Annotated in this window: 23 protein-coding genes; 11 read left to right on the forward strand and 12 right to left on the reverse strand. The window is 54.5% G+C overall.

The window, feature by feature from the left end; all coding sequences use genetic code 11:
• Positions 1 to 12: 12 nt before the first annotated feature.
• The 5 genes from CUZ56_RS13470 to CUZ56_RS13490 form a co-directional block, all read right to left on the reverse strand.
• Positions 13 to 609 (reverse strand): YqgE/AlgH family protein, encoded by a 597-nt coding sequence (locus tag CUZ56_RS13470; protein ID WP_126980933.1) that lies wholly within the window; start codon positions 607 to 609, stop codon positions 13 to 15.
• A 176-nt stretch (positions 610 to 785) separates the two neighbouring features.
• Positions 786 to 1,529 (reverse strand): pyrimidine 5'-nucleotidase, encoded by a 744-nt coding sequence (locus tag CUZ56_RS13475; RefSeq protein WP_162615359.1) that lies wholly within the window; start codon positions 1,527 to 1,529, stop codon positions 786 to 788.
• Positions 1,530 to 1,618: 89 nt separating this feature from the next.
• Positions 1,619 to 2,524 carry an acetylglutamate kinase gene (gene argB, locus CUZ56_RS13480; RefSeq protein WP_126980935.1) on the reverse strand — a complete coding sequence of 302 codons (906 nt, stop codon included), beginning with the start codon at positions 2,522 to 2,524 and terminating at the stop codon, positions 1,619 to 1,621.
• A gap of 166 nt (positions 2,525 to 2,690) precedes the next feature.
• A complete protein-coding gene (locus CUZ56_RS13485) occupies positions 2,691 to 3,152 on the reverse strand; it encodes a MerR family transcriptional regulator (protein ID WP_239442517.1) in 462 nt (153 codons plus the stop codon).
• A gap of 71 nt (positions 3,153 to 3,223) precedes the next feature.
• Positions 3,224 to 3,895 (reverse strand): dienelactone hydrolase family protein, encoded by a 672-nt coding sequence (locus tag CUZ56_RS13490; protein WP_126980936.1) that lies wholly within the window; start codon positions 3,893 to 3,895, stop codon positions 3,224 to 3,226.
• 105 nt (positions 3,896 to 4,000) lie between these two features.
• Between CUZ56_RS13490 and CUZ56_RS13495 the strand changes: the two genes are divergently transcribed.
• Complete coding sequence (locus CUZ56_RS13495) at positions 4,001 to 5,317, forward strand: XAC2610-related protein (protein WP_126980937.1); 1,317 nt, start codon at positions 4,001 to 4,003, stop codon at positions 5,315 to 5,317.
• A 176-nt stretch (positions 5,318 to 5,493) separates the two neighbouring features.
• Positions 5,494 to 7,038 (forward strand): DKNYY domain-containing protein, encoded by a 1,545-nt coding sequence (locus CUZ56_RS13500; RefSeq protein WP_126980938.1) that lies wholly within the window; start codon positions 5,494 to 5,496, stop codon positions 7,036 to 7,038.
• A 229-nt stretch (positions 7,039 to 7,267) separates the two neighbouring features.
• Here the strand turns inward: CUZ56_RS13500 and CUZ56_RS13505 are convergent, their stop codons facing one another.
• Both CUZ56_RS13505 and CUZ56_RS13510 read right to left on the reverse strand, forming a co-directional pair.
• Entirely contained in the window at positions 7,268 to 8,347 is a 1,080-nt protein-coding gene (locus tag CUZ56_RS13505; protein ID WP_126980939.1) for an ADP-ribosylglycohydrolase family protein, read from the reverse strand.
• Positions 8,348 to 8,440: 93 nt separating this feature from the next.
• Entirely contained in the window at positions 8,441 to 9,163 is a 723-nt protein-coding gene (locus CUZ56_RS13510) for a GNAT family N-acetyltransferase (RefSeq protein ID WP_162615360.1), read from the reverse strand.
• Between the two features lie 497 nt (positions 9,164 to 9,660).
• Between CUZ56_RS13510 and rplM the strand changes: the two genes are divergently transcribed.
• From rplM to erpA, 4 genes are all read left to right on the forward strand, one after another.
• Positions 9,661 to 10,089, forward strand: coding sequence for a 50S ribosomal protein L13 (rplM, locus tag CUZ56_RS13515; RefSeq protein WP_126980941.1), 429 nt, complete (start codon positions 9,661 to 9,663; stop codon positions 10,087 to 10,089).
• A gap of 12 nt (positions 10,090 to 10,101) precedes the next feature.
• Positions 10,102 to 10,494, forward strand: coding sequence for a 30S ribosomal protein S9 (gene rpsI, locus CUZ56_RS13520; RefSeq protein ID WP_126980942.1), 393 nt, complete (start codon positions 10,102 to 10,104; stop codon positions 10,492 to 10,494).
• A gap of 163 nt (positions 10,495 to 10,657) precedes the next feature.
• Positions 10,658 to 11,692: an N-acetyl-gamma-glutamyl-phosphate reductase gene (gene argC / locus CUZ56_RS13525; RefSeq protein WP_126980943.1), complete on the forward strand. Its 1,035-nt coding sequence runs from the start codon at positions 10,658 to 10,660 to the stop codon at positions 11,690 to 11,692.
• 195 nt (positions 11,693 to 11,887) lie between these two features.
• Positions 11,888 to 12,220: an iron-sulfur cluster insertion protein ErpA gene (gene erpA, locus CUZ56_RS13530; protein ID WP_126980971.1), complete on the forward strand. Its 333-nt coding sequence runs from the start codon at positions 11,888 to 11,890 to the stop codon at positions 12,218 to 12,220.
• 85 nt (positions 12,221 to 12,305) lie between these two features.
• Here erpA and CUZ56_RS13535 read toward each other — a convergent pair whose 3' ends face one another.
• From CUZ56_RS13535 to CUZ56_RS13545, 3 genes are all read right to left on the reverse strand, one after another.
• Complete coding sequence (locus CUZ56_RS13535; protein WP_126980944.1) at positions 12,306 to 12,818, reverse strand: SMI1/KNR4 family protein; 513 nt, start codon at positions 12,816 to 12,818, stop codon at positions 12,306 to 12,308.
• 5 nt (positions 12,819 to 12,823) lie between these two features.
• Complete coding sequence (locus CUZ56_RS13540; protein WP_126980945.1) at positions 12,824 to 13,948, reverse strand: anhydro-N-acetylmuramic acid kinase; 1,125 nt, start codon at positions 13,946 to 13,948, stop codon at positions 12,824 to 12,826.
• 130 nt (positions 13,949 to 14,078) lie between these two features.
• A complete protein-coding gene (locus CUZ56_RS13545; protein ID WP_126980946.1) occupies positions 14,079 to 15,344 on the reverse strand; it encodes a M23 family metallopeptidase in 1,266 nt (421 codons plus the stop codon).
• 432 nt (positions 15,345 to 15,776) lie between these two features.
• On the opposite strand from CUZ56_RS13545, the gene tyrS reads away from it, so the two are divergent.
• The 5 genes from tyrS to CUZ56_RS13570 all read left to right on the forward strand — a co-directional run bounded on the left by tyrS (position 15,777) and on the right by CUZ56_RS13570 (position 19,622).
• Positions 15,777 to 17,000 carry a tyrosine--tRNA ligase gene (gene tyrS / locus CUZ56_RS13550; protein ID WP_239442526.1) on the forward strand — a complete coding sequence of 408 codons (1,224 nt, stop codon included), beginning with the start codon at positions 15,777 to 15,779 and terminating at the stop codon, positions 16,998 to 17,000.
• 166 nt (positions 17,001 to 17,166) lie between these two features.
• On the forward strand, positions 17,167 to 17,631 hold the full coding sequence (dtd, locus tag CUZ56_RS13555; RefSeq protein ID WP_126980948.1) for a D-aminoacyl-tRNA deacylase: 465 nt from the start codon (positions 17,167 to 17,169) through the stop codon (positions 17,629 to 17,631).
• Positions 17,632 to 17,707: 76 nt separating this feature from the next.
• Positions 17,708 to 18,346: a YbhB/YbcL family Raf kinase inhibitor-like protein gene (locus tag CUZ56_RS13560; RefSeq protein WP_126980949.1), complete on the forward strand. Its 639-nt coding sequence runs from the start codon at positions 17,708 to 17,710 to the stop codon at positions 18,344 to 18,346.
• Between the two features lie 53 nt (positions 18,347 to 18,399).
• Complete coding sequence (locus CUZ56_RS13565; protein ID WP_239442528.1) at positions 18,400 to 19,095, forward strand: histidine phosphatase family protein; 696 nt, start codon at positions 18,400 to 18,402, stop codon at positions 19,093 to 19,095.
• Positions 19,092 to 19,622 (forward strand): YcxB family protein, encoded by a 531-nt coding sequence (locus CUZ56_RS13570; RefSeq protein WP_126980950.1) that lies wholly within the window; start codon positions 19,092 to 19,094, stop codon positions 19,620 to 19,622. Before CUZ56_RS13565 ends, CUZ56_RS13570 begins: the two co-directional genes overlap by 4 nt.
• A 98-nt stretch (positions 19,623 to 19,720) precedes the next feature.
• Here CUZ56_RS13570 and purU read toward each other — a convergent pair whose 3' ends face one another.
• Together purU and CUZ56_RS13580 are read right to left on the reverse strand one after the other, a co-directional pair.
• Positions 19,721 to 20,590, reverse strand: a complete 870-nt coding sequence (gene purU, locus CUZ56_RS13575; protein ID WP_126980951.1) for a formyltetrahydrofolate deformylase — start codon at positions 20,588 to 20,590, stop codon at positions 19,721 to 19,723.
• Between the two features lie 179 nt (positions 20,591 to 20,769).
• The gene (locus CUZ56_RS13580) at positions 20,770 to 20,982 is read right to left on the reverse strand and encodes a zinc-finger domain-containing protein (protein WP_126980952.1); all 213 of its coding nucleotides are present in this window, start codon (positions 20,980 to 20,982) and stop codon (positions 20,770 to 20,772) included.
• Positions 20,983 to 20,998: the final 16 nt, after the last annotated feature.

Consider the following 20,998-nt stretch of genomic DNA (forward strand, 5'->3'; position numbering starts at 1 on the left):
GGTCCTAACGCTTCAGGCATGTCCTGCAATCCCCACCAGTGCTTCAGGCTGTATGCCCAGCAAAGCCAATGTGCGCACATAACGGTCTGGCGCCGGGGTGTCAAAAATAATTTCCGGGCTGGCACGCACCGTCAGCCAGCTGTTGCGCGCCAGTTCTTCTTCCAGCTGGCCGGCACCCCAGCCGGCATAACCCAGCGTCACCAGAAAACGCTGCGGCCCCTTGCCCGTGGCAATGTCTTCCAGCACGTCTTTGGAGGAGGTCATATCCAGACCGTCTGGCACATGCAGGGTGGCGTTGTAATAGGACAGCGTGCGGTCATCGGTAATCGGCATCATCGGGTCGTGCAGCACAAACCCGCGTTCTGTCTGCACCGGGCCGCCGTAATACACCGGGTTGTCCTGCAGCAAAATGTCGGCCAAAGGCAGATCCACCTTGTCAAACAGTTGCTGCAGCGAAATATCCACCGGCTTGTTGATCACCAGCCCCAGGGCGCCCTGTGCATTGTGCTCGCACAGGTAAATGATACCTTGAGAAAAAGAATCGTCCAGCATGCCGGGCATGGCAATCAGAAAATGGTTGGTCAGATCGAGAGGGCTGGATTCCCCCATGAGAACTCCTCAAAAAAGCGCTGGCACTTTTTGCGCATGCCACGGGAGGAATTTTAACAGCAGATGCCTTCGCGTACATGGAAAAAATCCACCAGGCAGGAATATGGGCGCAGCGCGTTGATTGACAACAGGCTCAGCATACCACCTATCCGACCTTCCTCATCGGAAATAGCTATTTAACGCCAGTGGAAATCCTGTTTTTGCAGTTCATCCAGCCCGCGGATGACGGCACTGACGTTTTTCAACCTGCGCCGCAACACCCTTTGCTCGGCCGGGGCATGGTAACCGCACATCCACACGGTTTTTAACCCGATTTGGCTGGCCGCCGCCAGATTGCCCGGAGAATCGTCAACCAGCACACATTGTGCCGGGGAGATATTCAGATGCGCGACAAACCGGCGCAGCGCCTGCTGGCTGGGCTTGGGATGGTATTGTGCCAGCCATAGCGACTGCTCCATGCCCCAGACACCGGTAAACCAGTGGCTGATGCCTGCGGCTTTCAGGATACGCAGCGCATAGGCACGCGGGCCGTTGGTATAGACCCATTTCTCCCCTTTCAGCCGGGGAATCACCCCCAACTGGCGCCGGTCGATGCGCAAACGCTGCTCCAGCCCTGGCAGCAGGTGAGTTTCATGCAGGAAATGGTCCCCGTCAATACCATGGTGACGCACCAGCCCGGTCAGCGTGGCACCATAGCGCTGCCAGTAACGCAGGCGCAGGTCATCGGCCTGTTGTGTGGAAACACTCAGATGTTGCGCAATGTAGGCCGTCATCGCCTTGTCGATGTAGGCAAAGGCGGCATCCTTGGCATCGTGCAGCGTATCATCCAGGTCAAACAACCAGACCCTGCGCTTTAATGCCGCAGGCGGCTGATTTTTGCAGGACGCTGCCGCCTGATAGCGGGTGCAGCAGCCACTCATCGCACGGCTCCGCGCGCCACAGAAGCGGCAAGCGCCAGGCATCCGGTATAGAGCAGCATGTAAATGATGGTGCCGGTTCCTGCGCCAGATCAGCGAGAATGGATCATGGTGCCGAACGCCTGTTCGGTCAGAATCTCCAGCAACACCGCGTGCGGGATACGCCCGTCAATGATGTGCACCGATTTCACCCCATTGCGCGCGGCATCCAGCGCTGAACTGATTTTGGGCAGCATACCGCCGGACAGCGTGCCGTCGGCAAACATTTCATCAATCTTGCTGGTGGTCAGGTCGGTCAGCAGGTTGCCGTCTTTATCCAGCACGCCGGGCGTGTTGGTCAGCAGCATCAGCTTTTCGGCATGCAGCACTTCGGCCAGCTTGCCCGCCACCACATCGGCGTTGATGTTATAGCTCTCGTTTTGTTCGCCAAAACCGATCGGTGAGATCACCGGAATGAACGCTTCGTCCTGCAGTGCCTTGACCAGCGACGGGTCAATCGAAACAATATCACCGACAAACCCGATATCCAGCTCGGCATTGGCGTCACTGGGATCTTTCATCTTGAGCTTGCGGGCCCGGATCAGGCCGCCATCACGCCCGGTCAGCCCGATGGCCTTGCCCCCGGCATGGGTGATCAGGCCGACAATGTCCTGCTGCACCTGCCCGACCAGCACCCATTCAACCACTTCCATGGTTTCTTCATCGGTCACCCGCATACCCTGCACAAATGTGCCTTTTTTACCCACGCGGTTCAGCGCACCTTCAATCTGGGGGCCACCACCGTGCACCACGATCGGGTTCATGCCCACCAGCTTGAGCAGCACGACGTCTTCGGCAAAATCGGCCTGCAGCGCCGGATCGGTCATGGCGTTGCCACCATACTTCACCACAATGGTTTTACCATGAAACTTGCGGATATAAGGCAGCGCCTCAGACAGAATTTCAGCCTTGTGCCGTGGGGAAATGCCGGAAAGATCGACAGATTGCTCTTCAGTCATATGGGTATCATCTTTACAAAACTTAAGGGGGCGTCAACAGGTCAGCCATACAGCGGCCCGAACGATGATGGCTCACATTTTAAGAACAAACGGCCCACTTGTGCACGCTATTGTCTATATTCGAAGCTGCCAGTGTGACATCTGCGAAACGCCATGCCCGGATGGCTCAACTGGTATGCACACCGTGCCCGGCACCCGACTGGGTCAGCTCCCCCATCTCGGAAAACAACTGGCGCACCATATTGCACGCCACCGCCGGCTCCGGCTGGTCACATGCGGCCAGCAGATGCTCCATCTGCCGTTTCAGCATTTTGAGATGAAGCAGGCGCTCACGCACGTGGTTCAGATGGTCTGCCACAATGGCCCTGATACCGCTGCAGTCTTCATGCTCACCGCCATGCTGCTCGGCATGGTCAATGAATGTAATCAGCTCGCGGATCTCATCCAGATTCATATCCAGCGCACGACAGTTACGGATAAAACGCAGGCGGTCTTCGTCTGCTTTGGAATACACGCGGTAATTGTTTTCCGAACGCTGGGCCTGCGGCAACAGGCCGGAGCGCTCGTAATAGCGGATGGTTTCCACCGGTGTGCCAACCGCCTGCGCCAGTTCCTTAATACGCATCATGATGCTCCTTGCCTGCCCAGTGCACCCCATTTCAGGGGTGCGCTGAGCCTGTCAACCACACACCTATTCCTTTATTTCAGGTGGGCTGCCAAAAACGCCGTCGTTCGCTCCCACGCCAAAGCCGAAGCCGCGGCGTCAAAGGAACCGCGCTGGTCACAGTTAAAGCCGTGGTCGGCATCATAAATATGCACGTCAACCGCAGGCTGCAACTGGGCGAACTGCTTTACCGCATCTACCGGTATGTGTTTGTCATGCTCGCCAAAATGCGCCAGCACCGGGCATTTGGGCTGCAAGTCTGCATTATTGGGCACGCCGCCGCCATAATACACCACCGCAGCACTCAAACCAGCCAGTTCGCTGGCACCCATCCAGGCCAGCAGGCCGCCCCAGCAAAAACCGACGGCGCCAACCTTGCCCACCGCACGCCCCTGCTCAACAGCAGCAGCCACATCAAGCAGCGCTTTTGCCGGATCGGTAGCGGCTTTATAGGCACGGCCTTTTTCCAGATCGGGCCCCTCATAAGTCAGCTCAATGCCGGGCCGGATACGGTCAAACAGCGCCGGTGCAATGGCCTGATAGCCGGCTGCCGCAAAGCGGTCTGCCACCGAGCGGATATGGCTGTTCACCCCGAATATTTCCTGCAACACCACCACACTGGCCTTTGCCTGACCGGACTGAGGCTGGGCCACATAGGCAGAAAATGTATGACCATCTGCTGCGGTTAACTGAATCTGAGCCCCCATACGAATATTCCTTTTCATTAACAATTCACCTAAACTTCACAGAATTTTCTCATATTGCCGGCATGATCAAACCCATCAAGCTAAAGTCAAAAGAGAAAGCATACTATGAAAATCAATTTGCATTCTTTACCGTGTCTTTTTGTGTGCCTGGCATTGCTCATGACCAGCGCCTTCAGCAGCGCGGCCCAGGAAAACGATGATGATCAGGGTTTTGTTGAATACCACATCAGCCGGCATCTGTTTGAAGGGCAGAAAGACGGGCAGACATTATGCCTGTTTCTGGAGCGAATCGGCCCGAACGTGCTGGGCCAGCTCTGGCCCAGCCAGGCGTCATGTGACACCCAGACAGCACCGGTCAACCTCTTGCAAGGCCTGGGCCTGGTAAAAGGCACCTGGGATTCTGCGGGCCACATTCTCCTGACCATTGAAACCATGCAAGACACCGAGATACAGTCTGCAACATGGCGGCTTGTCGCACAAACACAGGAAGGCGGCCGCCTGATTTCATTGCAGGCAGCGAATACGCCTTCCTCGCTGCTTTTTCAGGAGATAAAGCCTGCACCTGGCGCACCCCGTCTGCCTTACCGCATGGCCATCGTCATGACAGGCAGTATTTCTGACCCGCGTGCATGCGATGATGATCCGCCCACAATCACCGCAATCCGCCTATACCGTGAGCAGGAGCTTGTACAGGAACTGGCAACAGAATCAGATGGTACCTGTGCCGGCTATACGCCACAAACGGCTGACCTGAATTTTGACGGCTATGACGACCTGATGATCATGACCTCCCTGCCCATCAGTCCCAACATTCCCTACCAGTACTGGCTATACAACCCGCAGACCGGCCTGTTTGAAGACGCACCGCAGAGCCTGCAAATGGTCACCAGCCCCGGAATAGACAGCACGCACCAGCAGATCTATTCTTTCTGGCGCGCTGGTGCAACATCACATGGTGTTGATGTTTACCGCTGGCAGACCCGCAACGGCCAACCAGAACTTGAACTGTTTGATCAGGCAAGCAGCTACTTTATGCCGGTACGCAGTGATGGGCAGATCAGCTACTGTTACACCACGCCACAATACGATCACGACACAGGCACGCTGGCATTCTCCCGCATGGTCGTTGAGCGCCCTGACGGCACCCTGACATACACGGGCCAGCCACAGGACATGCAGGACTGTGAGGACGAATTCATTTCCTCCCCCGCCCCTGAAATTGTCATCTGGCGGCAGACTCCCCAGGGCTGGCAAATCCAGAAAGCTTACCCATACGAATGGGTGCAGGAAATGCGTGATGGCAGCTCCTACTGGTATCCCAAAATTCCCTATTACGATACAGATGCACACCGGATCAGCTGGTACATTGATCACTCCGCTGAAGTGGATGCCAACCCGCTTGCAGCTCATGAGGGGGAGTGAAAACCAAAGCTCAGCCTCATTCCTGCATTCATACATCAGCAAATAGCTTTGACCATGCCGCATTACTAAAAAATTTTAGTGCGGATAAAAAATTAAACATGAAATTTCAAATAGAATGAAAATTCAGGATTGAAAGAAGATATGCCAAACATTTGTGTGTAGGGGAACGGGAAAGTATGAAAAAGATACTGATATTTTTCTGCTGTTTTTTAGGGTACTTTGTGTCTGCATGGGCTTCTTGTATAGAAGATGGTCCCGTTCAAGGAAGTTATCAAGCCCGGGATGGACAGGTTTTTTACAGGCCCGCTGGCAAACCACATGATCAAAGCGATTTTGTACTTGTGGAAGGTGCGGACGCTGCATCAATAGCACACCTTGATGGAAAACCTCCTTCTACCAATAAGTGGTATTTTAGCGACTATGTTTTAGATAAAAACCATGTGTATTATCAAGGGCGCGTTCTGGCAGGCATAAACCCGGCCCAGGCGGCCTTCCTGAATCAACGTTTTGGCCAGATTGCTTTGATTGATGGACTCGATCAATATGTTTCTCGTGAGGACATGAACAAATGGGAAGGCTACTTGAAAGATGCAGAGCGTGTTTATTACTATGGGCGACTGCTGGAAGGTGCAAACGGTGCGGATTTTGAATGGCTTCCTTTTTACCAGGGCATTAGCCATAGCAATCATGACTATGCGCGGGATGACCAGCATATTTATCTGTATGGACAGAAAGTAGCCGGGGATGCGAAAACAGCCCATGAAATAGGCTACGGATATTATTCAGATGCGAAGCATATTTATTTTAGGGGCGAAATCCTGCAAGGTGCTTTGCCTGACGCATTTGTAGTCCAAGGGGTTTTTGTTATTTCAAACGGGCATATTTATTATCGTGCCAAACCGTTGGCATTGGATGCAGACACTTTTCAGGTATTGAAATATATTAATGGTAATCCTATCAGCGGTTGCGGGGCAACGACTTACGCCGGAAGTTTTGTCATGGACCGCCATGGTAATTATGCATTGCATGTCACAGGGGAGTTAACACGGCTCAATGATGCAGAGGCAACTGATTCAAATTCGCCAACGGCTTATGCCTATCAAGAACACGTTCGCTCCCAAAGTGGAAGAATGTCATTTTATAAAGATGACCACTCCATCTACTTCTTTAAGAATGTTGCACAAGGCAGCGGCAACCTTGAGACCCTGCTGGGGGGCGATACACCAACATTTGATACCTATGCTGCGTTAAAGCGAACTGTTGTTTTTCGCGATAAAACAGGATTTTATCTCCCTGGTCGTTACTTTGGCCCTGCTTTGAGCAAAGTGGTCAATGGCCAGGCAAGGCTGGTATGTTTAGAAACAGAACATTTATGCCTGCTGACAGAAAATACACTTTATTACGCATTTGATGATGGCACTGTGGAACAGGTTCAGGTGGATGCAGAAAGTTTGCAATGCATTCCAGAAGATGCAGTGTTGCCCACCTCGTTGATTGGAAGTGCAGGCATGTGCTTTGACCGCAGTTATTTTTATAACCGGAGCGAACGTAAGCCCATGCACTCCGGCGGGTATAAGGAAGCATTGCCTTATGCGGTGAATGCCACAGATTTGGAGGAAAAACGACGCGAATCACTCAATAAAGTACAGGTTTGGCGTAAACCACTGTTGATAGAAGAAAAGCCAGAAGACGGTGCTTTCACGAGATGGGTCGCTGTATAGGGGTCTGTATGATGAAAATGCCATTGGATCTAATGTCTATCGAAAATAGACTGTAGATCAAATTCAGGTGAAGCCACCAGATAAAAGGTTAGATGTTTCAGCATCTAACCTTTCTTGCTTTTGCTCACAAACATGAGCTTACTTCGCAGCAATTCTCTATTTTTAGAACTGGTGTTAACACGCCCTGGCAAAGGAGTGCCATCTTATGGCCCCGCCAAAGTTGACAGAGTCAAAAAGGCAGCAACCGCCGAAAACCATGCACCAGCACCACAACCAGAAACACCAGATTGCGCAGCCACAACAACAGCCAGGGCAGTTCGGGCACAGTAACACGGGATGTAGCAGACGCCTGTCTGGTTGCCAGCGTCTGCGCCATGCGGTGTAAAAAAGCCGTGTCGGCAGGCCACTCTTTCATGCCTTGCAGCCAGGGGGACGGAATACACTGAGCCCCCTGATTCACGCCAATCAGCGCGCCCACCAGCGCCGCATTGCTGTCGGTATCGCCACCGGCCTCAACGATCCGGGTGATGGCCTGCTCATAATCATCACCATACCGCAGCCAGGTAAAAATCACTGCCGGAACCGTATGGTTGACATAGCCGGTAATGCCTTTTTTCTGCAACCCCAGATACTGGACAAAATCAGACAAGGAACGCTGTGCCTGTACATAGGCTTTCGCCTGCAGCAGCCTGTCTTTCAGTTCACTCCCCTGCACATAAGGCAGTACCCGCTCAAAAAAAGATGCCACTGTCACGGGCAGGCCATTTGCTATATAAGCCATTGCTGCAGCCAGTGCAACTACCAGCGCGCCTTCTTGCGCACGTTCATCACGATGGGTTATTGCGGTGGAGCATTTGGTCATGCGCGCCAGCATATCCCAGTCATCAGCAAAAAAAGCACCGATGACCGGTGCACGCATGACTGCACCATTGCCCGCAGAACGTACCCCCGACTTGTCAGGCGCCACCCCGACGCACAGCCGCAAACAGGCTTTTAACGTTGCCATGCCGCACCCTGCCGGTAAAGAGAGCAGCCAGCGTTTGAGGCGCTTTGCCAAACCTGCGGAAAACTCGCTTTCATTGATGGCGGACAAACTGACCAAAGCTTGAGCCGTCAGCCAGGCGTGCTCGGTATCGTCGCTGCACAGGCCGATACGCAGTCCGGGCAAAACAATCAGACTGTGCCGCAAAGGTGCCGCACCCAACAGCCGCTGGGCCCGGCGCGGGGCCAGCCCTTCCCTGGGCAAACCTATGCTGTCAGCAACTGCGGTGCCTGACAGCAGGCCAAAAAAACGCTCCTGTGCATCCATCGGTTAAATCATGCTTCCCCATGAAAAACGGCCTTGCATCCATATCAGACAACAAGGCCGCAGATGTTTTTAAAAATAGCATCCGTTACGGATCTACTGGTCAGATGGCTTTCCCTCATCGGGGTTGGGATTAGATTTGGACATGGCTATCGCCTTGTCTTTGCCGCCAATGGCAGACATATCCTTGAGGAACTTCAATCCCACCTTGATACCGTAGTCCATCCGGGCGGCATGGTCCTGTGCCGCGGCCTGCATATCCATCCACATGTGCACCTGGGGTTCAGTGAGCAGGTTCAGGTATGCGTCAATTTCACCGCCATCGCGGAAAATTTCAGCCCCGGCTTTTTTGACAATTTTGATCATCGCCACGTTTTTGCTCAGTGTGTGAATAAACATCTGATCAATACCACGGCGCCGTGCACGCTGCGCAGCGTAGGCAAACAACTGCCCGCCCAAGCCCTGCCCGCGTGCTTCAGCACTTACCGAAACACCAAACTCAGCCATGCGCGGAGAGGAATTTTCCGCGCCATACGCCAGGTGTGCCACCCCGACCACATTCAGGTCATTGTCCAGCACGCCAAACACATCATCCCGGTTGAAGTCGATTTTGTCCAGATAATCGTCAATCTGATCATCTGTGGCCTGGAAACCAAAGCGCATATAGCGGTCACGCTCATTGAGCGCATGCACATGCTTGCGAATGTCTTCCAGATACGACGGTGTTAATGCATGAATGGTCGCTGCCTGTCTGGGTTTGGGCTCAAACGCCTGCGCCGCCGTCCCTGGCATATCGTGTTTTTCATCAGGGGCAGTCATAAACATCCTTTCAAAATGCGTTAAACCATCCGTCCATTTCGCACCTGCAAAAAGCCGCCACCAATCGGCCCCGTACCAATTTACTTCTTTCACTTTACTACCTAGTTGCCCTACCCGAATCAGGAATGGTTTATTCTACCGCCAATAGCTACCCTCTGGTTTTCCCTGATACTTTTTTGTGGTAGCTCAGTCACGACCAACCGGCCGTTTTGCCCCCTTCTTTTTGCCGGGCGAATCGGGCGGGCTTTCCCCGCGCCCGGGTCAGTGAAGGCAGGCGTTTCTTTTGCCTGGCAAAATTTACAAAATTCAGATAAAATAGCAGGCTTTCCCAGCGTAACCAAGTCCCGCGGGGATAAACATCAAGGCAATGACCCGGTTTTAAACCGGCTTAATTTGTTTAGATGCGAAACACCACCTAAGAGGTTCCCGCCTTTACAAAGAGGAACACCGAACGTGGAAAAGGGCTTTTCCAAACCGCACTTTTGAAAGTGATATTCATGAAAACTATCAGCGCTAAACCCGCTGAGGTGGTACATGACTGGTTTGTGATTGACGCAACAGATAAAGTACTCGGACGTGTCGCCAGCGAAGTGGCACACCGACTGCGCGGCAAGCACAAGGCCATCTATACGCCTCACGTTGACACCGGTGACTTCATCATCATTGTGAACGCCTCCAAACTCCGTGTTACCGGCAATAAAGCCGAAGACAAGGTTTACTATCGCCATACCGGCTATCCTGGCGGCATTTATGCCACCAAGTTCAAAGACATGCAGGCCAAACATCCTGGCCGCGCTTTGGAAAAAGCCGTTAAAGGCATGCTGCCCAAGGGTCCTCTTGGCTATGCGATGATCAAAAAACTCAAGATCTACGCTGGCGCAGAGCATCCCCACAGCGCTCAGCAACCCAAACCGCTGGAAATTTAAGGAGCCTAAGAGATGATTGGTGAATGGAATAACGGCACAGGCCGTCGCAAATCCAGTGTCGCTCGCGTGTTCCTGAAAAAAGGCAGCGGCAACATTGTTGTCAACGGCAAAGCCATTGAACAGTATTTTGGTCGCCAGACCTCGATCATGATTGTAAAACAGCCTTTGGTGCTTACCGGCAACGAAAGCGCGTTTGACATTCAGGTCAACGTCAACGGCGGTGGCGAATCCGGTCAGGCAGGCGCAGTGCGCCACGGCATTACCCGTGCCCTGATCGATTATGATGCAGGCCTGAAGTCTGAACTCTCACGTGCCGGTTACGTTACCCGTGACGCCCGTGAAGTTGAGCGTAAAAAGGTCGGTCTGCGCAAAGCACGTCGCGCCAAACAGTTCAGCAAACGCTGATACTGCTGTTTGTATACTGCAACAAATACTGCTGCAGCATACACAACAAAAAAGCCACCCATTGCGGTGGCTTTTTGATTGCCTGACAATTGGAGACTTCTCTCCATGAAAAATGGATTGCCCTTTATAGGGCACGTCACAATAAGCAACATAGGTAACAGTCATGACCGTCAACATTGGTATCGTAGGTGGAACCGGTTACACCGGCGTTGAACTCTTGCGGCTGCTCAGCCAGCACCCGCAGGCGAAGTTGCAGGTGATCACGTCGCGCAGCGAACAGGGCGTGGCTGTGGCACAGATGTTTCCCAACCTGCGCGGGCATGTGGACCTGAAGTTTGAACTGCCCGACAGCCCGGCACTGAAAGCCTGCGATGTGGTGTTTTTTGCCACCCCGCACGGCGTGGCCATGGCGCAGGCGCGCGAGCTGCTCGCCAATGATGTGCGGGTGATTGACCTGGCGGCAGACTTCCGGCTCAAGGACATTGATGTATTCAAAAAATGGTACGAAATTGACCACAGTTGCCCGGACATTCTGGCCGATGCCGTTTACGGCCTGCCAGAGCTGAACCGTGAAGACGTCCGCAAAGCCAGGGTCATTGGCAACCCCGGCTGTTACCCCACGTCGGTACAACTGGGTTTTGCCCCGCTGCTGCGCAGCAGGCTGATCGACCCGGCGCATATGATTGCCAACAGTGCCTCAGGCGTTTCGGGCGCGGGCAAAAAAGCCAGCACCGGCAACCTGTTTTCCGAAGTCAGCGACAGTTTCAAGGCCTACGCCGTCAAAGGGCACCGCCACGGCCCTGAGATCAATGAACAACTGCGCCGCATTGACCCGCAGGCCAACGTGTTGTTCCTGCCGCACCTGATTCCGTCCATCCGCGGCATCCATTCCACACTGTATGCCCGCCTGAACGAAGCCGGACAAGCCGCCGACCTGCAAAGCATTTTTGAAGCGGCCTATGTCAACGAACCGTTTGTCGACGTGATGCCCGCCGGCTCAGCGCCTGAAACGCGCTCGGTGCGTGCCTCCAACTTTGTACGCATCGCTGTGCACAAGCCACAACCCGACACGGTTGTGGTGCTGGTGGTAGAGGACAACCTGGTCAAGGGTGCTGCCGGCCAGGCGGTTCAGTGTATGAACCTGATGTTCGGCCTGCCTGAAACCATGGGGCTCACGCAAGTGCCCATTCTTCCGTAATATGTAAATGGCAGCCGATCAAGCAATTAACCTTAATAACTGGTAATATATTTACATCTTTTAAAGCATTCTGCGGCATTGCCGCAGAGCTTGCTGTACATGTAGCGTTGTACTGTAACCCCCTGCAGGCTACGAAAGGAATACTCAATGAATACATCTGCACAAACACTGGATCCGACACCTGCGGCTGGCCAAATGCCCGACCCGCTGGTATTTACCGACAGCGCAGTCGCCAAAGTGGCTGAACTGATTGCCGAAGAAGGCAACCCGAACCTGAAGTTGCGCGTTTTCGTGCAAGGCGGTGGCTGCTCAGGTTTTCAGTACGGTTTTACGTTTGACGAAGACACCAACGAAGATGATACCGTTTTGACCAAAGGCGGTGTCCAGTTGCTGATTGACGCGATGAGCTTTCAGTACTTGGTCGGCGCTGAAATCGATTACAAGGAAGGCCTGGAAGGTGCGCAGTTTGTCATCAAAAACCCCAACGCCACCACCACCTGCGGCTGCGGCTCGAGTTTCTCAGTTTAAACCCTGAATAAACAACCAAGCGAATGCCTGTTCTGCTGACGCAGGGCAGGCATTTTTGCCGGGTGGCCCAGCGGCTACGGCCTGGTCAGTAGCCCACCTGCCAGAAATCGGTACCTGCCATCCACGCCTCAAACCACTGGGCAAGCGGACGCTTTGGGCTTGACTTATAAATGGAAGCCAGTGACGCTTCCTCATTATCCAGCAGCGATAGCGGATCATAAAAAAACACCGGATAATCCGCCTGTGCGCATGCAATAACCGAGTGGACATTGCAGCCCCAGTCGCAAAACGCCAGCCATGTCGGGCACCATTCGTCACGCGGTTCTGCCGGGTCCGGCTCCATGCAAAACCGGTACAAGTTGACCAGCCCCATCGCGCTGCCAATGCCATAACCCGGCCCGAAGCTGCCATTGGCAACATTCAGATAAATCGCTTTCAGAAGCGGCGGCAAGGCAAATCCGAGCGCATGTTCGCACTGGTCAATCACCTCTGGCGACGCCACAGGCAATGCCCGCAAAGGCTTGCCGGCGATATCCACCGGATTGTCCTGGGCCTCCAGGTGTGTTTTTAATGCAAAGCAAATTGAGCTGATCGCCATCTTCATCAGGCCGGATACACCGCTCCCAGAATACGCGGCCCGCGCGCCCCGGTGACTTCGGGCAGATTGGCCGGCACTTTTTCTATACACTGTCGGGCCAGCCAGGCAAATGCAGCCGCCTCCACCTGCAGCGCAGGCAAGCCATGTTCTGCAGAACTTTTCACCGATGCACCCGCCAGATACACCTGCAACTGCCGCATCAGGCAGGCATTCAAGGCCCCCCCGCCACAAACCACCACTTCGGCAGCCCCAGGGGCATACTGGTGCACGGCCTGCACGCAGATGCTGACGGTCAGCCTCAGCAAGGTGGCCTGAACATCCTGTGGCCGCAGCCCCTTCATTCCGGCAAGCTGGCGTTTCAACCAGGCCATGTTAAACAGATCGCGCCCCGTGCTTTTCGGTGCCGGCTGTTTAAAATAAGGTTCCTGCACCATTCTGTCCAGCAGGTCGGATATGACCTGGCCGCTTTCAGCCCAGCGGCCATCCTCATCAAACAGCGCGCCGGTCTGCTGCTCGCACCAGCCATCCATCAGGATATTGGCCGGCCCGCAGTCAAAACCCAGCACATGCCCGTCGGCATACAGTACCGTCAGGTTGGCAATACCGCCTAAATTCAGTACCACCACGGTTTTTCCGGGTTGAGCAAACATGTCCGCATGGAATGCGGGCACCAGCGGTGCCCCCTGCCCGCCAGCCGCAATATCGCGGCTGCGAAAATCTGCCACCACAGAAATACCGGTTTGCTCTGCCAGCAACGCCGGCGCATTGAGTTGCCAGGTGTAACCGGTGCCGTCATGGGCCTGCGGCTGGTGCCGTACGGTCTGTCCATGAGCACCAATGGCCTGCACATCGCTGGCCGTTACCTGGCACTGTTGCAACAATTGCTGCACTGCCGGCACGTAGAGCAAGGTGGCCAGTTGATTAGCCGCCAGCGCCGCCCGGTGCAGCTCGTCTTTTCCTGATGCATTCAGTGCCAACAGTTCGACCCGCAAGGCCGCAGGCATAGGCAGATGAACATGGCCTTTGATGGCAACCTCATGGGGCGATGGCAGATCCGCCAGTACCGCATCCACACCATCCAGCGATGTTCCTGACATCAGACCGATATACAACTGATTTTTTTCTTTCATCCGAACTCTCGCAATGATTTTGACATGGTGCAGGTTTGCCGCATGGTCAGAGTATGCCACACAGCCAAAAAGAAAGGGATGTGAAATCCTTCACACCCCTGTCAATGCATGACTGTAATCAGTCAAGTCGTTATCTGCTCGCTACCTCTGTATCTGTTGATCTGACAACCATCAGCTCCGCGACACGACCCAGCAGGTCTGCGTGGATCTGCGCGGTACGGTCAAACTCTGCCTGCAGGTTTTCAGGAATAGGCTGTGCCTCAGTCTGAGCGGCCAAAATTGCCGGGTCACGCTGTACGCCGTTTTCCTTGAATTCAAAATGCAAATGCGGTCCGGTAGCCCAGCCGGTCTGCCCCACGGCCCCGATCGGGTCACCCTGCTGCACCAACTGGCCTTTGGTCACGTCAATACGGCTCATGTGCGCGTAAAGCGTTGAGCGTGTTTTATCATGGCTGACAATGACCACATTGCCATAACCGCGCTGCACGCCGGCAAATTCAATGCGGCCATCGCCTACGGTACGTACAGTTGTACCCGTGGGGGCTGCATAATCAATGCCTTTATGGTCGCGCCAGGTATTTTGAATCGGGTGCAAACGGCGGCCAAACGCCGAGCTGACCCGCGTATACTCCAGCGGATACGCTAAGAACGTGGTTCTCAGGCTCTTGCCGTCAAACGTGTAATAGGTCCCGCGCACGCTTTCGTCCGGCTGGAACCACACCGCATTGTAGTTACGCCCACCGTTAATGAACTGTGCCCCCAGGATACGCCCGGTACCCATCGGCACGCCATCGGCCTCGTAAGACTCATATACCAGCTGGAACGTATCGCCGCGCCGCAAATGGCGGGTAAAGTCGATCCGGCTGCCAAAAATATCCACCATCTGAATCGCGATGTTGTCCGGCAGGCCAATGGCGTCGGTGGCGCCATACAGCGAATACTTGATGGTACCCATGGCAACGCGCTCACGCACTTCCACCGGCACGGTTTCCGAAACCGATGTCAGGTTGCCTTCTTCATTGCGCTGAATGGTAATGCGGTTGAAATGGCGGGCCGTCTGTGAACGCAGCCCGGCCTGCAAGCGGACCAGTTCGCCCTGTTGGCCGACCTCGGCCATCACACGCACGTCCCGGTTGGAAGACATGATCAGGCGTGCCAGCGGGTCTTTGCGCATGAATTCAAGTGCCTGCGCATCGTCAATGCCCAAACGGCCAAACAATGCCTGAATGGTATCTGAACTGCGGGTATAGCCGTCACGGTACAAGGAATACTGGTGCTCTCCCAGCAAATCAGCCTGCTGGGCCAGTTCGGACTCTACCGGCAGAACCCGCTCAATGGCGGTTACATGAACCGAAGCGGCCTCATCGGTCGCCGGCGACACGCTCAAAGCAGCCATTGCGCTTCCGCAGACCAACAGACTTGCCCCCAGTAATGTCACCCGTGGATGTCTTTTAAACGACCCTACCACACCGTCTAACACCAGATTTTTTACTGCCCTGGGCAGCGACAACCAATCAGCCACTATGTCTTATCCTGATAAACCAGACCATAGAAAAATATGAGCGCGCTCAGGCATAATAGACATTTCCTTGCGTAAATTCATTTGGCAACAAAACCTCTTACCACCACTTATGCACAATGGAAAGCACATACAAAGGCTGTGTTGTCAAATGGCTCATATCCAGTTTAAATTCGACTACAATTTCGGCTATCGCAGTGATAGAAAATTGTAATACCCGCCAAGTATACCAAGATAATTTGTTTTTCGCCGTAATTTTTTCACATATTTACTGTATAAATTTCAATTCCAATGACTGACACTTCTTCAATGACTTCAACAACTTACCCAATTACAGACGAAGTGCAAGAAGCGCTGCGGATCACCAAGCGCGGCGTTGACGAACTCCTGCCTGAAAATGAATGGCTCAACAAGCTGGCCCGCAGCGCGGCAACCGGCAAACCATTGCGCATTAAACTGGGGCTGGACCCAACCGCGCCCGACATCCACCTGGGGCATACCGTGGTCCTCAACAAAATGCGCCAGTTGCAGGACCTGGGGCACACCATCATCTTCCTGATCGGCGACTTCACCACCCTGATTGGCGACCCTTCCGGGCGCAACAGCACACGCCCGCCACTCACCGCCGAGCAAATCAAAGTCAACGCCCACACCTATTACCGCCAGGCCAGCCTGATTCTGGACCCGCAGCACACCGAAATCCGCTACAACTCCGAATGGTGCGACGAACTGGGCGCGCGCGGCATGATCCAGCTGGCCGCCAAATACACCGTGGCGCGTATGATGGAGCGTGATGACTTTACCAAACGCTATGCCGCCAACACGCCGATTTCCATCCACGAATTCATGTACCCGCTGCTGCAAGGGTATGACTCGGTGGCGCTCAAGTCCGACCTGGAAATGGGCGGCACCGACCAGAAATTCAATGTGCTCATGGGCCGCCACCTGCAGGCCGAATACGGCCAGGAGGCGCAGTGCATTCTGACCATGCCGCTGCTTGTGGGGCTTGATGGTGTGGAAAAAATGAGCAAGTCCAAGAACAACTACATTGGCATTACCGAAGATGCCAACACCATGTTCAGCAAGCTGCTCTCTATATCTGATGACCTGATGTGGCCTTATTTCACCCTGCTGAGCTTTCGCTCGGAAGACGAAATTGCCAAACTCAAATCCGAAATTGACGCGGGCCGCAACCCGAAAGAGGCCAAAGTCATGCTGGCCAAAGAAATCGTGGCCCGTTTTCATTCGGCCCAGGCGGCCGATGCCGCCGAAGAAGACTTCAACCTGCGGGCCAAAGGCGGTATTCCGGACGACATTCCCGAAGTGCAGTTGCAGGGCGCACCGCTGGGTATCACGTACCTGGTCAAACAGGCCGGGCTGGCTGCATCCAATGGCGAAGCAGGCCGCCTGATTGACGGGCGTGGCGTGCGCATTGACAGCGCCGTTGTGACTGACCGCGACCTGAAACTGCCCGCAGGCACTTATGTGGTCCAGGTCGGCAAACGCAAATTCGCCCGCGTGCACCTGAGCTGACCCACAGGCGCAAGTCGCAAGCCGCAGCACATATCCGGCCCCTTGTGTTGAAAATGCATGGGGCCGGCTTTGTCTGGCACCCCTTTTCCCATGTATGGCGCCATAACCGCGCCTGCACCCCGATTTTTACTGCAATAAACGCTTAGCCGCATTAAGATAAACACCCATGATCAGCATCGTACAACGAGTCAGCCAGGCCCATGTGGAAGTCGCCGGGCAAACCATTGGCAAAATTGGAGCCGGCCTGCTGGTGCTGTTATGTGCCGAGCAAAACGACACCGAGCTCGAAGCCGGCAAAATGCTCGACAAAATACTCAAGCTGCGCATTTTTACCGACCAGAACGGCAAAATGAACCACAGCCTGCTGAACATGGATGGCAACGGCCAGGCCGGCCAGATGTTGATCGTGAGCCAGTTCACGCTGGCCGCAGATGTTACCGGAGGGAACCGGCCCAGCTTTTCCGCTGCTGCACCGGCAGCACAGGGAGAAGCGCTGTACCGTTTTTTTGTCGACAAGGCGCGCACCGCACTGGCGCATGTGGCCACTGGCGAATTCGGTGCAGACATGCAGATTCATTTGATCAACAATGGCCCTGTCACCATTCCGATCAGAATTGAGCCGGCTTCATAAAGCAGGCTAAAACGATTATCATCAAGGTTGCACTTTTTGTGCCTTGCTTACTTTCAAATACAAAGGAGATCAGAACATGAAATTCTGGAGTGATGAAATCAAAGACGGCGCCTACATCCCGACCAAATATGCGGCAGGTGCAGCCAACCTCAAAGGGTTTGCGCCCAACCTCAACCCGCCGCTGGCATGGAGCGAGGTACCTGAAGGCGTCCAGTCATTTGTGCTGATCTGCCATGACCCCGATGCCCCCAGCACCATGGAAGACGTGAACAAGCCCGACCGTGAAGTGCCCGCCGCTACACCGCGCGCCAACTTCTACCACTGGCTGCTCATCGACCTGCCCGCCTCACTGCGCCAGATCAAGGAAGGCGAGTTCTGCAATGGCTTTACCGTTCAGGGCAAAGCCGGGCCTGAAGCCGCCTATGGCAGCCGCCAGGGGCTCAACGACTACACCAACTGGTTTGCAGGAGACGCCAAAATGGAGGGCAAATACTTCGGTTATGATGGTCCCTACCCGCCGGGCAACGATTCAATCCTGCACCGCTACATTTTTTCACTGTACGCACTGGCTGTGCCCAAACTCGATATGGCCGCCAACCCGTTTAACGGCTCGCAGCTCATGGTGGCACTGGCCGAACTGCAATCCCAGGGGAGCGTACTGGCACTGTCGTCATTCAGGGGCACCTACTCCACCAATCCCAGGCTGCAGCCCTGATCAGGCGCCGTATACAGTACAGTCACCCGTAACGGAGAACCATCGGTATTTTGATGAGCATGCTGCAAAACATTACCCATATTCTGGCCATACGCCACGGTGAAACCCGCTGGAACGTTGATGGCCGCCTGCAAGGCCAGTTGGACATTGAACTCAATGAACGCGGCCTGCGCCAGGCCCAACAGCTTGCCAACGCGCTGAAAGACCACCCGCTGGACGCGATTTACAGCAGCGACCTGATGCGCGCCATGCAAACCGCGCAGCCGATTGCACACGCACTGCAACGCCCGGTACAAACGCTGGCCGGGCTGCGTGAACGCCATTTTGGCTATTACCAGGGCAAAACATTTTTGCAGGTGCAGGCCATGGCGCCGGATGACGCGCAGCGCTGGCAGCAGCGCGACCCGGATTTTGTGCCGGGCGAAAGCGGCGAATCGCTGCATGTTTTCCAGGCACGCATCCTGCAAACCCTGTCTGATATCGTCCAAAAACACGAAGGCCAGACCATTGCCATCATCACCCATGGTGGTGTGCTGGACACGCTGTACCGCAACGCCACGCATCAGGACATCCGTGCCCCCCGGACATGGCAACTGGGCAACGCCAGCATCAGCCGCCTGCTGTGGAGCCCCGAAGGACTGAGCATGGTGCGCTGGGCTGACGCCAGCCATCTGGACGATGACTCACTGGCACCGCATGGCGAACCCACGGATGTGGAGCCCTGCGACCAGGGGGCAAAAAACGCATGAGTCACGCTGCTGGCCCGCTCAACATACCCCCTGCCGAACCAGGCACAACCATCACCATACAGACACACACCACCATGCGGGATGTGGTCTATTTCAATACCCTTGGTATGCCGTCCCCGCTTTTTGCGGGCCTTTATTTTATCTTGATAATTGTGCTGGTTTACAGCATGACAGGAACCTGGTCCATCCTGAGCAGCCTGGCCTGGCTGGTAGTGCTGTTTGCCACCACGACGTCACTTTGCTGTGCATACAGTTATTTTAAAAAAGGCATTTTAGGAGCGCAGACCATCACCATCACGCCCGAATTTATCCGGGAAACGTCCCCCCATAGTGAACGGCGTTATGACTGGAGCAAGGTGAGCTGGGTGTTCAAAAACAAAAAGTATGTCTCCATACTTGTCGCCCCCAACATGGTGATTGCGATTGATCGCAAAAACTTTCATTCCCAGCAAAAATTTGATGAAACTTCTGCACTGATCCACACCTATTGGAAAGCTGGGCAGAACAAAGTCAATCTGCTGAAGTAACTGCAGATATAACGTTTTTATTTTCACAAAGCAAAGGCCAAGGGCCTGGGCGTTAAATTTGTCTTATAAAGACGCCTTCAACACGCCCCACACACGCGTCAGAAAACAACCGTGCGCGAGCCATTGAGCAGCACACGGTGCTCACAATGCCACTTCACTGCGCGGGCCAGCACAATACACTCCACATCACGGCCAACGGCGGTCAGGTCTTCGGCACTCATCTCATGCGTCACGCGCGAAACATCCTGCTCAATGATCGGGCCCTCGTCCAGATCAGGCGTCACATAGTGCGCTGTGGCGCCGATCAGCTTCACACCGCGTGCATGTGCCTGGTAGTAAGGCTTGGCGCCCTTGAAACTGGGCAGAAAACTGTGGTGGATATTGATGGCACAGCCACGCAGAAAGTCGCAGAACTCCGGTGACAATATCTGCATATAACGCGCCAGCACCACCAGGTCAATCTGCTCCTCACTGCAAATCTGCTCAATCTGCTGCTCCTGCGCGCGCTTGGCTTCAGCACTGGCGCCGGTGGGCAATGACAGGTGCCTAAACGGCACGCCATAGCTTGCGCACAGCTCGGCAAAATCAGGATGGTTTGAAACCACCACCGGCACTTCAATATCCAGTTGCCCGGCCTGGCGGCGAAACAGCAGGTCATTCAGACAGTGGCCGAACTTGCTGACCATGATCAGCACGCGCGGCTTGCGTGCCAGCGAGTGAAAGTGTGCCTGCATGCCGAATTCGCTGCGGATGTTGGCAAACAGTTTGTCCAGTATCGGCACATCGCACAGATGGCCGGGCGCCTGAAAATGCACACGCATGAAAAAAAGGCCGGTATCCTCATCGCCAAACTGGTGCGAATCAATGATGTTGCAACCTGCCTGGTAAAGCAGGCCGGAAACCGCATAAACAATGCCTTTGCGGTCCTGACACGATAACGTCAAAACAAATTCGGTACTGGCCGACATGCAAACCTCAACAATAATCTGTAAAAAAATAAATCGGGAGCAAGCTCCCGACTTTACCTGAATTCCCCTGCGGCATGAAAAATCATGACAGCTTTTGTCGTATTCAGGGTGGCCCGGCTGCCAGGCACGGAAGAAACTCGCCCCTTGCGCAGCCCGAACAAACCGTCAAGCAACGCGCATCAGTGCGAGTGCTGGAAAACCTCTCCGGCTTTCAGGCGGTACAACTGACCGCAATACGGGCATTTGGCCGAACCGGTTTTACCCACGTCCAGAAATACCCTGGGGTGTGTATTCCATAACTGCATTCCCGCCTTGGGGTTGGGGCAGTATGTTTCTCCCTGTTCAGTCAGATCGGTTACCGACAGCTCCACAACGGTTGTTACTTGACTCATTCTTTCGTCTCCTATT

Origin of the sequence: Saezia sanguinis (genome assembly GCF_003991585.1) — a bacterium.
GTDB classification, from domain to species: domain Bacteria; phylum Pseudomonadota; class Gammaproteobacteria; order Burkholderiales; family Burkholderiaceae_C; genus Saezia; species Saezia sanguinis.

Excerpts from the sequence above, each read along its gene's own strand:
- CUZ56_RS13470 (WP_126980933.1), bottom strand. The coding sequence starts at position 609 with ATGGGGGAATCCAGCCCTCTCGATCTGACCAACCATTTTCTGATTGCC.
- CUZ56_RS13475 (WP_162615359.1), bottom strand. The coding sequence starts at position 1,529 with ATGAGTGGCTGCTGCACCCGCTATCAGGCGGCAGCGTCCTGCAAAAAT.
- argB (WP_126980935.1), bottom strand. The coding sequence starts at position 2,524 with ATGACTGAAGAGCAATCTGTCGATCTTTCCGGCATTTCCCCACGGCAC.
- CUZ56_RS13485 (WP_239442517.1), bottom strand. The coding sequence starts at position 3,152 with ATGATGCGTATTAAGGAACTGGCGCAGGCGGTTGGCACACCGGTGGAA.
- CUZ56_RS13490 (WP_126980936.1), bottom strand. The coding sequence starts at position 3,895 with ATGGGGGCTCAGATTCAGTTAACCGCAGCAGATGGTCATACATTTTCT.
- CUZ56_RS13495 (WP_126980937.1), top strand. The coding sequence starts at position 4,001 with ATGAAAATCAATTTGCATTCTTTACCGTGTCTTTTTGTGTGCCTGGCA.
- CUZ56_RS13500 (WP_126980938.1), top strand. The coding sequence starts at position 5,494 with ATGAAAAAGATACTGATATTTTTCTGCTGTTTTTTAGGGTACTTTGTG.
- CUZ56_RS13505 (WP_126980939.1), bottom strand. The coding sequence starts at position 8,347 with ATGGATGCACAGGAGCGTTTTTTTGGCCTGCTGTCAGGCACCGCAGTT.
- CUZ56_RS13510 (WP_162615360.1), bottom strand. The coding sequence starts at position 9,163 with ATGACTGCCCCTGATGAAAAACACGATATGCCAGGGACGGCGGCGCAG.
- rplM (WP_126980941.1), top strand. The coding sequence starts at position 9,661 with ATGAAAACTATCAGCGCTAAACCCGCTGAGGTGGTACATGACTGGTTT.
- rpsI (WP_126980942.1), top strand. The coding sequence starts at position 10,102 with ATGATTGGTGAATGGAATAACGGCACAGGCCGTCGCAAATCCAGTGTC.
- argC (WP_126980943.1), top strand. The coding sequence starts at position 10,658 with ATGACCGTCAACATTGGTATCGTAGGTGGAACCGGTTACACCGGCGTT.
- erpA (WP_126980971.1), top strand. The coding sequence starts at position 11,888 with ATGCCCGACCCGCTGGTATTTACCGACAGCGCAGTCGCCAAAGTGGCT.
- CUZ56_RS13535 (WP_126980944.1), bottom strand. The coding sequence starts at position 12,818 with ATGGCGATCAGCTCAATTTGCTTTGCATTAAAAACACACCTGGAGGCC.
- CUZ56_RS13540 (WP_126980945.1), bottom strand. The coding sequence starts at position 13,948 with ATGAAAGAAAAAAATCAGTTGTATATCGGTCTGATGTCAGGAACATCG.
- CUZ56_RS13545 (WP_126980946.1), bottom strand. The coding sequence starts at position 15,344 with ATGGCTGCTTTGAGCGTGTCGCCGGCGACCGATGAGGCCGCTTCGGTT.
- tyrS (WP_239442526.1), top strand. The coding sequence starts at position 15,777 with ATGACTTCAACAACTTACCCAATTACAGACGAAGTGCAAGAAGCGCTG.
- dtd (WP_126980948.1), top strand. The coding sequence starts at position 17,167 with ATGATCAGCATCGTACAACGAGTCAGCCAGGCCCATGTGGAAGTCGCC.
- CUZ56_RS13560 (WP_126980949.1), top strand. The coding sequence starts at position 17,708 with ATGAAATTCTGGAGTGATGAAATCAAAGACGGCGCCTACATCCCGACC.
- CUZ56_RS13565 (WP_239442528.1), top strand. The coding sequence starts at position 18,400 with ATGAGCATGCTGCAAAACATTACCCATATTCTGGCCATACGCCACGGT.
- CUZ56_RS13570 (WP_126980950.1), top strand. The coding sequence starts at position 19,092 with ATGAGTCACGCTGCTGGCCCGCTCAACATACCCCCTGCCGAACCAGGC.
- purU (WP_126980951.1), bottom strand. The coding sequence starts at position 20,590 with ATGTCGGCCAGTACCGAATTTGTTTTGACGTTATCGTGTCAGGACCGC.
- CUZ56_RS13580 (WP_126980952.1), bottom strand. The coding sequence starts at position 20,982 with ATGAGTCAAGTAACAACCGTTGTGGAGCTGTCGGTAACCGATCTGACT.